Source organism: Achromobacter veterisilvae (genome assembly GCF_037619525.1).
In the GTDB taxonomy this organism is placed as follows: domain Bacteria; phylum Pseudomonadota; class Gammaproteobacteria; order Burkholderiales; family Burkholderiaceae_B; genus Achromobacter; species Achromobacter veterisilvae.
In genome coordinates this window covers 4441767-4458708 of sequence record NZ_CP148753.1, presented here as the reverse complement: position 1 = coordinate 4458708, position 16942 = coordinate 4441767, and the positions used below count along the sequence as shown (strand labels likewise).

General features: G+C 67.7%; 16 protein-coding genes. 13 read left to right on the top strand and 3 right to left on the bottom strand.

Annotation, left to right across the window (positions count from 1 at the left end; all coding sequences use genetic code 11):
- Positions 1–2: 2 nt before the first annotated feature.
- Positions 3–1193 carry an enoyl-ACP reductase FabV gene (gene fabV, locus WHX56_RS20615; protein WP_338878834.1) on the bottom strand — a complete coding sequence of 397 codons (1191 nt, stop codon included), beginning with the start codon at positions 1191–1193 and terminating at the stop codon, positions 3–5.
- A gap of 103 nt (positions 1194–1296) precedes the next feature.
- On the bottom strand, positions 1297–2256 hold the full coding sequence (locus WHX56_RS20610) for a DMT family transporter (RefSeq protein ID WP_287755450.1): 960 nt from the start codon (positions 2254–2256) through the stop codon (positions 1297–1299).
- Between the two features lie 86 nt (positions 2257–2342).
- On the opposite strand from WHX56_RS20610, the gene WHX56_RS20605 reads away from it, so the two are divergent.
- The 13 genes from WHX56_RS20605 (at position 2343) to WHX56_RS20545 (ending at position 15568) form a co-directional block, all read left to right on the top strand.
- Complete coding sequence (locus tag WHX56_RS20605; protein ID WP_129240768.1) at positions 2343–3248, top strand: LysR family transcriptional regulator; 906 nt, start codon at positions 2343–2345, stop codon at positions 3246–3248.
- A gap of 357 nt (positions 3249–3605) precedes the next feature.
- Complete coding sequence (locus WHX56_RS20600; protein ID WP_338878833.1) at positions 3606–4652, top strand: TRAP transporter substrate-binding protein; 1047 nt, start codon at positions 3606–3608, stop codon at positions 4650–4652.
- A 161-nt stretch (positions 4653–4813) separates the two neighbouring features.
- Positions 4814–5434: a TRAP transporter small permease gene (locus tag WHX56_RS20595; RefSeq protein WP_338878832.1), complete on the top strand. Its 621-nt coding sequence runs from the start codon at positions 4814–4816 to the stop codon at positions 5432–5434.
- Positions 5431–6714, top strand: coding sequence for a TRAP transporter large permease (locus tag WHX56_RS20590; RefSeq protein ID WP_338878831.1), 1284 nt, complete (start codon positions 5431–5433; stop codon positions 6712–6714). The genes WHX56_RS20595 and WHX56_RS20590 overlap by 4 nt, the downstream gene beginning before the upstream one ends.
- 75 nt (positions 6715–6789) lie before the next feature.
- Positions 6790–7473, top strand: a complete 684-nt coding sequence (locus WHX56_RS20585) for a DUF2848 domain-containing protein (protein WP_338878830.1) — start codon at positions 6790–6792, stop codon at positions 7471–7473.
- An 86-nt stretch (positions 7474–7559) separates the two neighbouring features.
- Positions 7560–8909 carry an amidase gene (locus WHX56_RS20580; RefSeq protein ID WP_338878829.1) on the top strand — a complete coding sequence of 450 codons (1350 nt, stop codon included), beginning with the start codon at positions 7560–7562 and terminating at the stop codon, positions 8907–8909.
- A 48-nt stretch (positions 8910–8957) separates the two neighbouring features.
- Entirely contained in the window at positions 8958–9863 is a 906-nt protein-coding gene (locus tag WHX56_RS20575; protein ID WP_129240774.1) for a LysR family transcriptional regulator, read from the top strand.
- A gap of 107 nt (positions 9864–9970) precedes the next feature.
- Complete coding sequence (locus WHX56_RS20570; protein ID WP_338878828.1) at positions 9971–10777, top strand: putative hydro-lyase; 807 nt, start codon at positions 9971–9973, stop codon at positions 10775–10777.
- A 237-nt stretch (positions 10778–11014) separates the two neighbouring features.
- Positions 11015–12262: an ABC transporter substrate-binding protein gene (locus tag WHX56_RS20565; protein ID WP_129240776.1), complete on the top strand. Its 1248-nt coding sequence runs from the start codon at positions 11015–11017 to the stop codon at positions 12260–12262.
- A 48-nt stretch (positions 12263–12310) separates the two neighbouring features.
- A complete protein-coding gene (locus WHX56_RS20560; protein WP_129240777.1) occupies positions 12311–13162 on the top strand; it encodes a branched-chain amino acid ABC transporter permease in 852 nt (283 codons plus the stop codon).
- 1 nt (position 13163) lies between these two features.
- On the top strand, positions 13164–14153 hold the full coding sequence (locus tag WHX56_RS20555) for a branched-chain amino acid ABC transporter permease (RefSeq protein WP_338878827.1): 990 nt from the start codon (positions 13164–13166) through the stop codon (positions 14151–14153).
- Positions 14134–14856: an ABC transporter ATP-binding protein gene (locus WHX56_RS20550; RefSeq protein ID WP_338878826.1), complete on the top strand. Its 723-nt coding sequence runs from the start codon at positions 14134–14136 to the stop codon at positions 14854–14856. The genes WHX56_RS20555 and WHX56_RS20550 overlap by 20 nt, the downstream gene beginning before the upstream one ends.
- Before the next feature lie 4 nt (positions 14857–14860).
- On the top strand, positions 14861–15568 hold the full coding sequence (locus WHX56_RS20545) for an ABC transporter ATP-binding protein (RefSeq protein WP_129240840.1): 708 nt from the start codon (positions 14861–14863) through the stop codon (positions 15566–15568).
- 212 nt (positions 15569–15780) lie between these two features.
- Here the strand turns inward: WHX56_RS20545 and WHX56_RS20540 are convergent, their stop codons facing one another.
- A complete protein-coding gene (locus tag WHX56_RS20540; RefSeq protein ID WP_338878825.1) occupies positions 15781–16851 on the bottom strand; it encodes a porin in 1071 nt (356 codons plus the stop codon).
- Positions 16852–16942 lie beyond the last annotated feature (91 nt).

Here is a 16942-nt window from a genome sequence, read left to right as displayed (position 1 = left end):
GGTCAGACCAGGCCGCGGATCTCCACGGCCGGCTCGACGTCGGCCTCGTAGTCCACGCCGTCGATCTCGAAGCCGAAGAGGCGCAGGAATTCCTGCTTGTAGCCGGCGTAGTCCGTCACCTGGTAGATATTGTCGTTCGAGACCTGGTTCCACAGCGCCTGCACGCGGTCCTGCACTTCGGGATCGAGTTCCTTGCGGTCGGCGCGCAGGCGGCCGTCCTGGTCCAGGATCGGGGCCGGGCCGCAAAGGCTGTCGCGGTAGAGGCCGTACACCTGCTCGATACAGCCTTCGTGCGTGCCTTGCTCCTTCATGACCTTGAAGAGCAGCGACAGGTACAGCGGCATCATCGGGATCGCCGAACTGGCTTGCGTCACCACCGCTTTCAGCACCGACACGCGGGCGTCGCCGCCGCGCGCGGCCAGCTTGGCGCGGATGTCCAGGACCTTCTGGTCCAGGTCCTTCTTGGCCGCGCCGATCGAGCCGTTCCAGTAGATGGCGTGGGTGATCTTCTCGCCCAGGTAGGTGAACGCCGTGGTCGTGGCGCCTTCGGCCAGCACGCCGGCCGCAAGCAGCGCGTCGATCCACATCTGCCAGTCTTCGCCGCCCATGACCGCGACGGTGGCGTCGATTTCGGCCTGCGTGGCCGGTTCCAGCACGGAATCCTTCACCGCTTCGCGGCCGGTGTCCAGGCCGCGCAGGCTCACGGGGGCGCCGATGGGCTTGAGCGTGGAATTGAAGACCTCGCCGGTCCGGGGGTGGATGCGGCGGGGCGCGGCCAGGCTGTAGACCACCTGGTCGACCTGGCCCAGGTCGCGCTTGATGGTGTCGATGGTTTTCTGTTTGATTTCGTCCGAGAAGGCGTCGCCGTTGATGCTCTGCGCATACCGCCCTTCGGCGTGCGCGTGCTCGTGGAAGGCGGCGGTGTTGTACCAGCCCGCCGTGGCGGGCTTGCCGTCCTCGGGCGGCCGCTCGTAGAACACGCCCAGCGTCTGTCCGCCGCAGGCGAACGCCGCGCTGATGCGCGCGGCGAGCCCGTAGCCGGTCGACGCCCCGATCACCAGGACGCGCTTGGGCCCGCCCGCTATCGGCCCCTGCGCCTTGACGTAGTCGATCTGGTTCTTGACGTTGGCGGCGCAGCCGACGGGGTGGGTGGTCACGCAGATGAAACCGCGCACACGGGGCTTGATGATCATGAAGGCCTCGATTCGGGGGATGCCGGGGGGAGGAGCCCCTGCCGCTGAGCGCAAGAGCGACCCGCATTGTACGGGAGGCGCCCGCGGGACGCCCGCCGCCCGGTCAGCGGGCGCGGGCGTCCGCCAGGGGCGCGGCCGGCGCGCGGCCGCGGCGCCATTCCACCACGCCGATGCAGATGCCGCTGGCGCAGATGATGGCGATGCCGAGCCAGGTCAGCGCGTCGGGGAAGTGGCCCCACACCAGCCAGCCGACCGACGTGGCGCTGATGATCTGCAGGTAGACGAAGGGCGCCAGCGTGGAGGCCGGGGCGCGGCGATAGGCCGCGATCTGGAACAGATGGCCCAGGCCGCCGGTGATACCGGTGGAGATCAGCAGGACCCAGTCCATCGGCGCCAGCGCCCGCAGCACCGGCAGGGCGGGCGGCAGGATGAAGGGCAGGGCGAGCGTCAGGAAGAGGGTGCCCACCGCGCCGCTCCAGATCAGCGAGGTGAACGGGTCGTCGCCCGCGACGCGCCGGGTCGCGATGAACTGCACCGCGAAACAACAGGCGGTGATCAGGCCGAAGATCGTGCCGACCGGATGCAGCCCGCCGCCCGGGCGGATTACGATGACCACGCCGATGAAGGCCACGCCGGCGGCGATGAACCGCGACAGGCGCGCCGGTTCCTTGAGGACCCAGGGCGCGGCGGACAGCACCAGCAGCGGCGCGAGGAAGTTGATGGCGGTGGCCTCGGCCTGCGGGATGTAGCTCAGCGTTGTGAAGAACATCAGCGTGGCGAGGAACATCGAGCCGCCGCGGATGATCTGCTCGCGCGGCTTGTTGCTGCGGAATACCCCCAGCCCGCGCGCGGGCAGCACCAGGGCCAGCACCAGCAGCAGGTGCACCGCGTAGCGGAACCACGACAGCACCAGCAGCGGCACGCCCGCGTTCATTACCCACTTGCCGCTGGCGTCCAGGCAGGACAGGGTCCACATCGACAGCACCAGCAACAGCACCCCGACCATCGGGCCGCGGGCGGCGGGCGCGCCGGAGCGCGGACGACCGTTATCGGCCGGGGTCATCGGAAAACTCCTTAGTTTGGGGCACTGTTCCAGGGCACTGACGGGCGGCTGACATGATACGCTCATCGCGCCGGGGGAACAGGCTCATGATCGAATTACGCAACATAGAAACTTTTTTCTGGGTGGCCACGCTGGGCAGCTTTCGCGCCGCGTCGGAAAAGCTCAACACCACGCAGCCTGCGGTATCGCAGCGCATCGCCTCGCTGGAGGCGGACCTGGGCGTGCGCCTGTTCGAGCGCGACGCGCGCGGCGTCAAGCTGACCGGCAAGGGGCACGAACTGCTGTCGCACGCCGAGCGCATGCTGCAGGTGCGGCGCGACATGTTCGAGGCCGCGCGGGAGCAGAACGTCATGACCGGCACCGTGCGCATCGGCGTGGCCGAGACCATCGTGCAGACCTGGCTGCCCACGCTGATCGAACTGATCCACACGACCTATCCGGCGCTGGTGCTGGAGATCGAGGTGGACACCACCCACGTGCTGCGTTCGCACCTGATGTCGCGCCAGATCGACCTGGCCTTCCTGATGGGGCCCGTGCTGGAGGCGCGGGTCGAGAACCTGGCGCTGTGCACGTATCCGCTGGCCTGGGTGGCCAGCCCCGCGCTGGACCTGGGGCCTGAACCGCTGACCCTGGAGCGGATCGGCAGGCTGCCCATCATTACGTATCCGTCCAACAGCGCGCCGTACCGCGTCGTGCGCGACATGCTGACGCGGGCCGGCGTGACCGCGCCGCGCATGTACGGCAGCGCGTCGATGTCGATGGTGGTGCGCATGACGCAGGACGGGATCGGCACCAGCGTCATCGCGCCGGTGTTCCTGGGCAAGGAACTGGCGCGGGGCGAGCTGCGCATCCTGCGGGTGGAGGCGGACCCCTTGCCGGAACTGAGTTTCACGGCGACCTGGGTCCAGGGGCCCGACAGCCACGCCGTGCGCATCATCGCGCAGATGGCGCAGAAAGTGGCCGGCCAGGCCGACGGCGGCACACCCCTCTAGGGGCTGCGCGGGGCGCTTCCGAAGGCCGCGGGCCCTAGGTGTTTTCCCCAGCAGACGATGCCCCTTTTTCAATCGGGGGCCATCCGGGCGCATTCGCGCGGGCCGCCGCCGCGGCCCGCAAAGCCGCGCTGCCGCGTCGTTTGCGGAAAATGCCGCGCGCCGTGCCGGCGAGACCCAAGAAATATTTATACCCCCGTATCGCAACATACGATTGGACGCCCCAGGGCCCTGAGGATGCAATGGCGGCGCACCAACAATGATCGCGGGGCTCCTGACTTCCCGGCAGCCATCCGCGCGCGACGAGGATAACGGGATCCCGCGCGCGGCATACCATCCCGCCAGCTAGGAGTTTTGTCCATGAAAAAGTCTCTGGTTTTCGCCGCCGTCGCCGCCAGCCTGCTGGCCGGCGCGGCCCAGGCGCAGGACCTGCCCAAGACCCACTTGAAGGTCGTGGGGGGATTGAGCAACCTGACCGCCTATAACGATTACGAAAAACCGTTCTGGACGAAGACCGTTCCCGAGCAGTCCAAAGGACAGATCACGGCGGATATCAAGGGCTTCAACGAAATGGGCCTGAAAGGCCCCGAACTGCTGCGCCTGATGTCGCAGGGCGTGGTGGAGTTCGGCACCGCCACCCTGTCGTACTTCGCCAGCGACAACCCCATCAACGAAGCGATCGACCTGGCCGGCCTGGCGCCGGACGCCAAGACCGCGCGCGCCGTCACCGACGCCTTCGAGCCGGTCTACGCCAAACTGTACGGCGAAGGCAACAACGTCAAGCTGCTGGGCATTTCCACCTATCCCGCCCAGGTGCTGTTCTGCAACGCCGAGATCAAGGGCCTGGCCGACCTCAGGGGCAAGAAGGTGCGCACCAGCAGCCGCACCACCGCCGAGTTCGTCGAGGCGCTGGGCGGCTCCAGCGTGACCATGGCGTTCGGCGAAGTCGTGCCGGCCCTGCAGAACAAGGTGGTCGATTGCGCCATCACGGGTTCGCTGTCGGGCTACTCGGCCAAGTGGTACGAGGTGTCCACGCACCTGGTGGCCCTGCCGATCAACTGGAACCAGCAGATCCATGCCGTGAACCAGAAGGCCTGGGACAAGCTGGATCCCAAGGTGCGCACCTTCCTGCAGACCAATGTGAAGACGCTGGTCGACAACATCTGGGACGCCGCGGCGCGCCAGACTCAGGAAGGCTATGACTGCAACACGGGCGCCGCCGAGTGCCCGTACCCGGTCAAGGGCAAGATGGTCCTGGTCCAGCCCACGGACGCGGATCGCGAACTGCTCAAGAAGGTCACGCAGGACGCCGTGCTGCCCAAGTGGGCGGCCCGTTGCTCCGCGCAATGCGTGAACGACTTCAACGCCACCATCGGCAAGACGCTGGGTGTGACTGCCAAAAAGTAGGTCCCCCCCGAAAGTAGGTCCCCCCCCGAAGCGCTTCGCGCTTCCCCCCCCAGGGGGGCATGCCTGCGGACCGGCGAAGCCGGCTCCGCGGCATCCCGATGGGGCCGCTTGTTACATCGATGGGGAGGCGATGCGTGCCTCGCCCCGCAAAGGTTCCATTCATGACTCAATCCGAACACTTCCGCCTGCTCGGCGCTTTATTGCGGCGCGCCGAGAGCTTGTCCCGCGCGGCCGTCTGGGCCGGCGGCGCCTTGACGGTGGCCAGCGTGCTGCTGATCTCGTTCGACGTGCTGGCCCGCAAGTTCCTGGGCTTCACGACGGGCGGCGCGGACGAGCTGTCCAGCTACGCCTTCGCCATCAGCACGTCCTGGGCGCTGGCCTTCGCCACGCTGCAACGCGCCAACGTGCGCGTGGACGTGGTCTATCAGCATCTGCCGGTGCGCGTGTCGGCCGTGCTGGACTGGATTTCCGTGGTGGCGCTGGCCGTCTTCATGGTGTTCCTGACCTATTACGCCTATGACGTGGTGCAGACTTCCTGGGTGCAGAAATCCGCCGCCAACACGCCGTTGGCCACGCCCTTGTGGATTCCGCAGGGCCTCTGGATGCTGGGCCTGGTCTGGATGTGCATCACCGTCGCGCTGATGCTGGTGCGCGCATCCGCCGCGCTGGTCACGGGCGATATCGAACTGGTGAAGCATATCTGCGGCGTGCGTTCGGCGCAGGAAGAGGCCGACGAGGAAGCCGCCGCCGGCGAACGCATGGTGAAAGGAGAAGCCGCATGATCGCCACCACCTTGATTCTGCTGCTGGTGCTGATCGGCATGTCCATTCCCGTGGGCGCGGCGCTCGGCGTGCTGGGCCTGATGCTGGACCCGCTGTTCTCGATGCTGCCGCTGTCGCGCGCGATCGGCGAACTGTCCTGGTCCGCGAACAACGAGTTCCTGCTGGTCGCGATTCCGCTGTTCATCATGCTGGGCGAAATCCTGCTGCGCGCGGGATTCGCGGAGCGCATGTACGGCGCGATGAGCCTGTGGCTGTCGTGGCTGCCGGGCGGGCTGATGCACGCCAACATCGGCGCGTCGACCTTGTTCTCGGCCACCTCCGGCTCCAGCGTGGCCACCGCGGCCACCGTGGGCACGGTCGCGATTCCGCAGATCCGCAAGTACGGCTACAACGAACCCCTGTTCCTGGGCAGCCTTGCCGCCGGCGGCACGCTGGGCATCCTGATTCCGCCCTCGATCAACCTGGTCATCTATGGCGTACTGACCAATTCATCGGTGCCCAAGCTGTACCTGGCCGGCATTATCCCGGGCCTGGTCATGGCCGCGCTGTTCATGCTGACCGTGGGGATCGCCTGCCTGGCCAAGCCGGAGTGGGGCGGCAAGAAGATCCACGCGACCTGGGGCGAGCGCTTCAGGAGCCTGGTGCACCTGGCGCCGCCCCTGGGCATCTTCCTCCTGGTGGTGGGATCCATCTACGCCGGGCTGGCGACGCCGACCGAGGCCGCCGCGCTGGGCGTGCTGGGCGCGCTGGTCCTGGCCGCGTGGTTCCGGCGCCTGTCCTGGTCGATGCTGCGCGAAGCGATGGAAGGCACCATGCGTTCGACGGCCATGATCATGCTGATCGTCATCGCCGCCAGTTTCCTGAACTTCGTCCTGTCCGCCACCGGCCTGACCGACGCGCTGACGCGGTCGATCACCGGCCTGGGCATGTCGCCGGGGTGGATGCTGCTGATCGTGATCGTCTTCTACCTGGTGCTCGGCTGCTTCATGGAAACGCTGTCCATGATGATCACGACGATCCCCATCGTGGCGCCGATCATGATCGCGCTGGGCTTCGACCCCATCTGGCTGGGCATCGTGATCATCGTGCTGGTCGAAGCCGCGCTGATCACGCCGCCGGTCGGATTGAACCTGTTCGTGGTGCACAGCCTGCGCAAGAGCGGATCCATGAACGCGGTGATCGTCGGCAGCCTGCCGTTCGTCCTGGCCATGTTCGTGATGCTGGCCTTGCTGGCGTTCTGGCCCGACCTGGCGCTGTGGCTGCCGCGCGTGTTCGGTTGACGCGCGTTTCCACGGACACCTTCCGGGCGCGGCGGGCCGCCGCGCCGTTTACCTCCTAGTTTTCGCAGGACAGATATGAAAGCCGTATTCCAGATCGAAGGATCGCAGCCTCGCCAGGTGGCGGTCGAGTTCAACACCGTGATCGTTGCCGGCTGGGCCGGCCGCGACATGGCCGCCATCGAGCACCACATCGAAGAGCTGGCCGCCATCGGCGTGCCGCGCCCCAGCAGCGTGCCGCTGTACTACCGCATCGCCGCCAACCAGTTGACCCAGGACGAGACCGTGCAGGCGCTGGGCGAGGAGTCCTCGGGCGAAGTCGAGACCTTCGTGTTCGCGGCGGAAGGCGAGATGTACGTCAGCATCGCCTCCGACCACACCGACCGCAAGCTCGAGACCTACAGCGTGGCGATGTCCAAGCAGGTCTGCGTGAAGCCCGTGGCCAGGAGCGCATGGCGCCTGGCCGACGTGGCGGACTACTGGGACGAACTGGTCATCCGTTCGTACATCGTCGAGAACGGCGTGGAAGTCCTGTACCAGGAAGGCCCGCTGGCGTCGCTGCGCACCCCGCGGGACCTGATCGCCGGCTACACCGGCGGCGCCGACGCGCTGCCCGAAGGCGCCGGCATGACCTGCGGCACGGTGGGCGCGATCGGCGGCATCCGGCCGTCCGTCGACTTCACGATGGAATTGCACGATCCGCGCCGCCAGCGCAGCCTGCGTCACCGCTATCATGTCGAGACGCTGCCCGTGGTGGCCTGAGCCAGGCCCCCGGCGCTGATCGCCAGGCGCGCCCATGCCGGGCGCGCCCATTCGCACTTACGCCGCCCGGCGGCACTGGGATGACTATGGTTTCGACCCTGAATGATCTGAATCTGGCCCTGCGCGAGGGCCGAACGAGTTCCGTGGCGCTTACGGAAGCCGCCCTGGCCCGGGCGCAGGACGAAGCGGGCGAGGGCGCCCGCGTCTTCACCCGGCTGTACGCCGAGTCGGCGCTGGCGCAGGCGCGCGCGTCCGACACGCTGCGCGCGGCGGGCATCGTCCGCTCGGCCGTGGACGGCCTGCCCATCAGCATCAAGGACCTGTTCGACGTCGAAGGCGAAACCACGATGGCCGGCTCGGTGGCGCGCGAAGGCGAACCGGCGGCCGACGCGGACGCGGAAGTCGTGCAGCGCCTGATCGCTGCCGGCGCGGTCGTCATCGGCCGCACCAACATGACCGAATTCGCCTATTCGGGCCTGGGCATCAACCCCCATTACGGCACGCCCCTGAATCCCTACGACCGCGCCACCGGCCGCATTCCGGGCGGTTCGTCCTCGGGCGCGGCCGTGTCCGTCTCCGACGGCATGGCGGTGGCCGCCATCGGTTCGGACACGGGCGGCTCCGTGCGCATCCCCGCGGCGCTTTGCGGCCTGACCGGCTTCAAGCCCAGCGCCTGGCGCGTTTCCATGGCCGGCGTGCTGCCGTTGTCGGCCAACCTGGATTCCATCGGCCCCATCGCCGCCAGCGTGCGCTGCTGCGCCGAGCTCGACGCCATCCTGTCGGGCGACGGCGGCCCCGTGCCGGAGGCGATGCCGCTGCGCGGCCTGCGCCTGGCCGTCCCGACCACGCTGGCGCTGGACGCCATCGACAAGCACGTGGCCGAGAGCTTCGCTGCCGCGGTGGCCCGGCTGAAGGGCGCGGGCGCCCTGGTCGACGAGATCGCGGTCCCGGAGTTCGCCGAACTGGCGGCCATCAATTCCAAGGGCGGCTTCACCGCCGCCGAGGCCTGGGCCTGGCACCGGGACCTGATCGCGCGCGCCGGCAAGCGCTACGATCCCCGGGTCGTCTCGCGCATCATCCGCGGCAAGGACATGAGCGCGGCCGACTACCTGGACTTGCTGGACGCCCGCGAGGCCTGGGTCGCGGCGGTGGACCGCCGCATCGCCGGCTACGACGCGCTGATCATGCCGACCACGCCGATCGTGGCGCCCGCGGTGGCCGACCTGCAGGCCTCGGACGACGCATACTACGCCGCCAACGGCCTCATCCTGCGCAATCCCACGCTGATCAATTTTCTGGATGGCTGCGCGCTGTCGCTGCCTTGCCAGGCGGCCGGCACCGCGCCGGTCGGCCTGATGATCGCCGGCAGCAACGGCGCGGACCGCCGCATCCTGGCCATCGGCCTGTCGGTCGAGGAACTGTTCGCGGGCCTGTGACGGCGGGCAGGCGCTAAGATGGCGGCTCCATAGCCGAACGCCGGTGCCATGATCGATCTGCGCAATATCGAGACGTTCTTCTGGGTGGCCACGCTCGGCGGCTTCCGCGCCGCCGCCGAGAAACTCAATGCCACCCAGCCCGCGATTTCCCAGCGCATCGCCTCGCTGGAGTCGGACCTGGGCGTGCGGCTGTTCGACCGCGACACCCGCGGCATCAAGCTGACCGGCAAGGGCCGCGAACTGCTGTCGCATGCCGAACGCATGCTGCAGATGCGGCGCGACATGCAGGAGGCCGCGCGGGCCAAGAGCGTCATGAGCGGCACGCTCAGGCTGGGCGTGTCCGAGACCATCGTCCACACCTGGCTGCCCACCCTGATGGAGTACCTGCACGACGCCTATCCGGCGCTGATGGTCGAAATCCAGGTGGACACCACCACGATGCTGAAGACGCAACTGGCCTCTCGCCAGATCGACCTGGCGTTCCTGCTGGGGCCGATGGAGGAGCCGCGGGTCGAAAACCTCTACCTGTGCAACTATCCCCTGCAATGGGTGGCCAGCCCCAAGCTCAAGGTGGGGCGCCAGCCCGTTGCGCTGAAGCGGCTGGCCGAATGGCCCGTCATCACGTATTCCTCCACCACCGACCCGCACCGCGCCGTGCGCCAGTTGCTGCAACAGGCCGGCGTGGAGGCCCCGCGCATGTATGGCAGCTCGGCGCTGAGCGTGATCGTGCGGATGGCGCAGGACGGCATCGGCACGGCCGTCATCGCGCCCGTCATCCTGCACAAAGAACTGGCCCAGGGCCAACTGCGCATCCTGGACGTCAAGGCGCCGGTCCTGCCGCCGCTGCATTACACGGCCTGCTGGATGCAGGGGCCCGACAGCCAGATTCCGCGCGCCGTGGCCGAGGCGGCGCAGCAGATTGCCCGGGAAGAGGCGTTGCGCCATCCGGCATAACCCTGATAAGGAATTCTGATCGGGGTTTATCGCAACTTGTGATTGGACGGCGGGCCGCGGTTCCTGTGCAATGTCTCCATACCGACATCGTCATCGAGGGGATAGGCATGGTTTCGAATCCAGCGGCGAGCGCCAGCGTGGAATTGGCCCGGCAGGCGCGGCTGGATGCCCGCAGCGGCAAGTTGACCGGCCCCACCGCGAACCTGGCGCCCGGCCACGTCCAGGCCAACCTGGCCATCCTGCCGCGCGCGCTGGCGGCGGATTTCCTGCATTTCTGCCAGCGCAATCCCAAGCCCTGTCCGCTGCTGGCCATGTCCGAGCCGGGCGATCCCGCGCTGCCGGAACTGGGCCGCGGCATCGACATCCGCACCGACATTCCGCGCTACCGCGTCTGGAAGGACGGCGAGCTGGTGGCCGAGCCCACCGACGTGCGCGACGTCTGGCGCGACGACCTGGTGTCCTTCCTGATCGGCTGCTCGTTCTCGTTCGAGGAAGCGATGCTGGACAACGGCTTGCCCGTGCGCCACATCGAGCAGGGCTGCAACGTGCCGATGTACCGCACCAACGTCCCGACGCATGCCGCGGGCGCCTTCAGCGGGCCGCTGGTCGTCTCGATGCGTCCCTTGAAGGCCGCCGACGCGATCCGCGCCATCCAGGTCACCTCGCGCTTTCCTTCGGTCCACGGCGCGCCCGTGCATATCGGAGACCCCGCGTTGATCGGGATTGCCGACATCGGCCGCCCGGACTATGGTGATCCCGTTGAGATACGGGCGGGCGAAATGCCGGTGTTCTGGGCTTGCGGCGTGACGCCCCAGTCCGTGGTCGCGGCGGTGCGCCCGGAATTCTGCATTACCCACGCCCCGGGCCACATGCTGGTCACGGATCTCGTCAACAGCAGGATGGCGGTGTTCTGACCGCGCCGCCGCCCGCTCGCGGGCTGCGATTGGAAGACCCGTTTCAGCAGTATCGGTTGTGCCACCAAAACGATCCATCAAAGGACAAGGGGAAATGGCGACAACAGTTCAGGGCCTGGCAACTCCCGACCGGAGGCCGCCGGGCCATTGCGGGTCCGCGCGCGCCTGTCTGGCGCGCCGCGGCCCGTGGATTTGCATTGTTTTCTCACCTAGCCGGACCAATCCAGGAGTCTAGTAATGAAGATGAAGCTCATTGCGGGTGTCGCCGCGAGTCTGGCGCTGATGGCGGCCATGCCTGCCCAGGCGCAGAAGGCCGTACGTATCGGCGCGATCTATCCACTGTCAGGCGCGCTGGCGTCGACCGGTTCGGAAATCAAGGCGGCCGTCGAGCTGGCCGTGGACATCGTCAACAATCCGCATCCCGAGCTTGAAGGGATACCGCTGGCCGCCGGCGGCGGGCTGCCCGCGCTGGGCGGCGCCAAGATCGAAGTGGTGTTCGGCGATTCTCAGGGCAAGCCCGAAGTGGGCCTGGCCGACGCCCAGCGCCTGATCGACCAGGAGAAGGTGGTGGCGCTGACCGGCGCCTACCAGTCGGCCGTGACCAAGACGGCCAGCCGCATCGCCGAGCAGCGCGGCATCCCCTACGTGAACGGCGAATCCAGCAGCCCGGACCTCACCGAGCGCGGCTACAAGTGGTTCTTCCGCACCTCGCCCAACGACGACACCTTCGTCGAGAATATGATGCAGTTCCTGGACGGCGTGAAGGCCGTGCCGACGGCCAAGATCGCCGTGGTGTACGAGAACACCGACTTCGGCGTGAACACGTACAAGGCCGTCGAGAAGTTCGCCAAGCAGTACAAGCGCGAACTGGTCGCGAACATCGCCTACAGCGCGGGTTCGGCGTCGGTGACGGCGGAAGTGCAGAAGCTGGCCGCCGCCAAGCCCGACGTGGCCATCTTCGCCAGCTACACCTCGGACGCCATGCTGTTCGTGCGCACCATGCGCGAAAGCAAGTACGCGCCGCCGGTGCTGCTGGCCAACGACGCCGGGTTCATCGACTCGCGCTTCGTGCAGGAGGTGGGGCCGCAAGTGCAGGGCGTGCTCACTCGCGACGTGTGGGGCAACGACGTCGCCGCCGCCAAGGCGGGCCTGAAGAAGATCAACGACATGTACAAGGCCAAGACGGGCAAGGACCTGAACGGCAACAACGCGCGCTCGATGCAGGGGGTGCTGGTGCTGGCGGACGCGATCAACCGGGCCGGCTCCACCGATCCCGAAGCCATCCGCAAGGCGCTCGCCGCGACCGACCTGGGCGAAGCGCAGGTGGCCATGCCCTGGGCCGGCGTGCAGTTCGACGCCAAGGGACAGAACACCAAGGGCTCGGGCCTGATCCTGGAACTGAAGGGCGCGTCCTACCAGACGGTGTGGCCGGAAAAATACCGCACGGACAAGAGCCTGCCCACGCTGCCGTTCGCCTGGAAGTAACCCTCAGTCTGACGTGGCGGGCCGCGGGGCCCGCCACAGGAGCACTTCATGTTCGAAGCTCTCTCGGCAGGCCTGTTCAACGGCCTGATCTATGCCGCGGTGGCGGTGGGGCTGGCGCTGATCTGGGGCATTACCGACGTCATCAATTTCGCCCACGGCGAATTCCTGATGCTGGGCATGTATGCCGCCTATTGGCTCTATACCCTGGGTCACATCGACCCCACGCTGTCGGCGCCGCTGGTGGCCGTCGCGCTCGCCTTCGTCGGATTCCTGACCTATGCGCTGATCATCCGGCGCCTGCAGAAGGGGCCCGCGATGGCGGTCATCCTGGCCACCTTCGGGCTGGGGCTGGTGCTGCGCCAGATCGCCTTCATCGCCTTCAGCCCCGATTACCGCAGCCTGCCCGACACGCTGGTGTCCGGCAGCGTCACGATGGCGGGCATTTCGCTGGGGCGGCCCCAGGTGGTCACCGGCCTGATCGCGCTGGTGGTCGTGGCGGCGCTGTTCGTGCTGGTGTACCGCACCCGCTGGGGCCATGCCCTGCAGGCGGTGGCCGAGGACCGGCAGGTGGCGGCGCTGGTGGGCATTTCCCCCGACCGCGTCAACGCGCAGGTCTGGATGCTGGGCAGCGCCGCGGTCGGCCTGGCCGGCGCCTTGCTGACCACCTTCTTCTACGTCTTCCCGTCGGTGGGCACGGTGTTCGGCCTGCTGGCGTTCGTGGCGGTGTGCATGGGCGGCTTCGGTTCGCTGCCGGGCGCCTTCATCGCGGGGATCCTGATCGGCATCATCGAGGCCATGACCGGCTACTTCGTCGCGCCCGCGATGAAGACGGTAAGCGTGTACATCCTGTTCATCCTGGTTCTCTGGTATCGGCCGCGCGGCCTGTTCGGGCGGTGGTGAGATGAACACGACACGGAAAATCGATACCACGTCCTCGGGCGTGCCCAAATGGCCCGTCGCGGCCGCCGCCGCGGCCGCCATCATGATGGCCCTGGTCCCGCTGGCGGTGACGGATTCGTTCACCTTGCAGGTGCTGCTGCTGGCGATCATGTTCGGCGCGCTGGGCGCGTGCTGGAACCTCGTCGGCGGATTCCTGGGGCGGATCTCCTTCGGCCACAGCGTGTTCGTGGGAGTAGGGGGCTACACCACCCTGCTGCTGCTGCACCACCTGAAGCTCACGCCGCTGCTGGGCATCCCGCTGGGCGGACTGATCAGCGCGGGGCTGGCCTGGCTGGTGGGCGGACCCACGCTGAGGCTGTCCGGCCACTACTTCGCGATGGCCACGATCGCGCTGTTGCAGATCGGCCTGCTGCTCCTGATCAACTGGGAATGGGCGGGCGGCGCGGTGGGGCTGGAGGCGCCCATCGGGGACGCCGCCTGGATGCTGCTGTTCCGCAGCAAGGTGCCGTACTACTGGATCGCGGTGGCCCTGGCGTTCCTGACCTTCTGCGCCACGTTCTTCCTGGTGCACTCCAAGACCGGGTTCTACTGGCGCGCGATCAACGGCGACGAGGCCGCCTCGCGCAGCCTGGGCGTGCCGGCCGACCGCTACAAGATGCTCGCCTTCGTGATTTCCGCGGGCATGACCGGCGTGTGGGGCGGATTCTTCGCCATGTATGTGGGTTTCATCGACCCGGAGTCCATGTTCAACCTGACGATGTCCGTGCAGGTCGTGCTGGTGACCATCCTGGGCGGCGTGGGCACGCTGGTGGGTCCCTGGCTGGGCGCGGCGGTGCTGCTGCCGCTGTCCGAGGGCACGCGGGTGCTGTGGGGCAGTTCGGGCATGGGGCTGGACCTGCTGGTCTTCGGCCTGGCCATTCTGCTGGTCACGCTGTTCCTGCCGGGCGGACTGGTGACATTGAGGAGGCGCCGTGGCTCTGCTGGACGTTAAGAACCTGACCAAGCGCTTCGGCGGGCTGGTGGCGAACAAGGACATTTCGCTGTCGGTGGACGCCGGCGAGATCGTCGCCATCATCGGCCCCAACGGCGCGGGCAAGAGCACCTTGTTCAACGGCCTGGTGGGGCACCACGAACCCACCTCGGGCACGGTGAGCTTCGGCGGCCAGTCGATGATCGGCAGGCGGCCGGAACAGGTGGCGGCCATGGGCCTGGTCCGCACCTATCAGATACCCCGCAGTTTCGGGCAGATGACGGTGCTGGAGAACGCCATGGTCGGCGCGCTGCTGCGCCATCCGCGGCTGCCCGACGCGCGCCGGGAATCCGCCCGGGTGCTGGAACTGGTGGGGCTGGCGGACCGCGCGGACGTGCGCGCGGCCGAGCTCAACGTGGCCGGACAGAAGCGGGTCGAACTCGCCCGCGCGCTGGCGACGGAACCCCGCATGCTGCTGCTGGACGAAGTGGCCGGCGGCCTGAACCCGGCCGAGGCCATCGCCCTGACCGAGATCCTGCGCGGCATCCATGCCGCGGGCGTCACGCTCATCATCGTGGAGCACGTGCTGGAGGTGGTCATGCGCCTGGCGCAGCGGGTGCTGGTGCTGAATTTCGGCCAGATGATCGCCGAGGGCGCGCCGCAGGAGATCGTGCGCAATCCCGCCGTCATCGAAGCCTATCTGGGGAGAAAGCACCGTGCCTGATGCGATGCTGAAAGTCGAGAACCTGAACGTGGCCTACGGCGGTGTGCAGGCGGTGCGCGGCGTGTCGCTGGAAGTCCGGCCGGGCGAAATCGCCGCCTTGCTGGGCGCCAACGGCGCGGGCAAGTCCAGCACCTTGCTGGCCATCGTGGGCGCGGTCAAGCCCAAGGAAGGCCGCGTGGTCTTCGAAGGGCGGGACATCACCGGCACGCCGCCGGACAAGCTGGTGACGCAGGGCATTTCCATGATCCCCGAGGGCGCGCGCGTGTTCGCGCGCCAGCCGGTGGAGCAGAACCTGCGCCTGGGCGCCTATACGGTGCGCGACGAGCGCGTCTACCGCGATCGGCTGGAGCGGGTCTATACGCTGTTTCCGCGCCTGAAAGAGCGGCGCGAACAACTGGCCGGCACCATGTCCGGGGGCGAACGCCAGATGCTGGCCATCGGCCGCGCCCTGATGAGCGGCCCGCGGCTCCTCCTGATCGACGAGCCCAGCCTGGGCTTGTCGCCGTTGCTGGTGGAGCAGGTATTCGATGCGCTGGCGGCGCTGAACCGCGACGACGGACTGTCGGTGCTGCTGGTGGAGCAGAACATGGCGCAAGCGCTCGAAGTCGCGGCGCGGGCCTATGTCATGCAAAGCGGCAGAGTGGCGTTGTCGGGCGAGGCCGCGGAGCTGGCGGCGTCGGATGAGGTGCGGAAGGCTTATTTGGGAATGTAAATACTCCGCGTGTCTGACACCCCGAGGAGACGGCCGGCAGGCTGAAGCCAGTGCCCGCGGGGTGTCTGACACCGGCTGAATCTGGACGGCCTCCCAAAGTCAGCCGGTGTCAGACACGTGGGGTGTTTTTCAGATACGGCCGGTGTCTGACACCCCATCAGCACTGGCTTCAGCCTGCCGACCGTCTCCTCGGGGTGTCAGACACGCGGGGTTTAGAAAATATGCCTAAACCCCACCCCCGCCCCAACCTGGCTGCTCTTCCCGGCGATTTCCCCGCCGGCGGCGTCGCTGACCTTGTTCCAGTCGACGGTGCCGTATAGCTGCGAGCGCTTGGACAGCGAGTATTCGGCCACGGCGACCAGCGCGTAGCGCTTGCCCTTGTCGCCGTCTTCCTCGACGTTCTTGCTCTGGTCGTAGTAGGCGGCGCCGGTGATGGCCCAGCGCGGCGTGGCCTGCCAGGTGACGCCGGCGAAATAGCCGTTGTCCTTGCGGTCCAGGTTGGCGGTGGTGGCGCCGCCCATGACGCCGTTGACCCAGCCGGTTTCGTCGCGGCCGTTGTAGTAGCCGGCGAACACCTTGGCGCCGTCGAACTGATAGGACGCGTTCAGGTTCCACACGCGCTGGCGCAGGTCGGAGTCCGCGCCGTCGTAGGTCTGCTGGTAGGCCGCGCCCAGGCCCAGTTGGCCGATGGCGTAGCGCAGGCTGGCGCCGTATTGCTGGCCGGCCTTGTGGTCGTCCCAGTCTTCGCCGTTGGCCCACGACAGCACGACGGAGAGGTCGCCGAACGTGTTGGCGTACTTGGTCATGTTGTTCGTGCGAACCCGCGACATGGCGGCGGGCAGCCAGGCGTTCTGATCGTAGTTGCCCACGGTCAGCGGGTCGAAATAGTCGGCCAGCAGGTCGAACATCGGCGTGTTCTGCAGGCCCAGTGTCAAGGTGCCGACCTGGCCGCCGTCCAGGCCCACGTAGGCCAGGCGGCTGAACGCCTTGTCGGTGTTCGAACCCATGCCGTTCTGCAGGTTGATGCCGTTTTCCAGGCGGAAGAAGGCGCGGTTGCCGCCGCCCAGGTCTTCCGAGCCGCGCAGGCCCCAGCGGCTGTTGGAAATGGCGCCGTTCTCCATCGACACGCGGCTGCCGTTCTCGCCCACCGCGCCCGAACTGGTGTTCAGGTAGCGGATGCTGACGTCCGCGATGCCGTACAGGGTGATGCTGGTTTCGGCGGAGGCCGTGCCGGTGGCCAGGCCAAGGCCGGCGAGGGCGAGGGATAGGGTAATGCGTTTCATGCGGGGCTCCTCCAGGTGTAGCTGTTCTTGGCTGTGCCGGGCTTTTGGCCCGGCCTGTTGCGCCTGGCGGGTTGCCAGGCGGCGGGCCGCC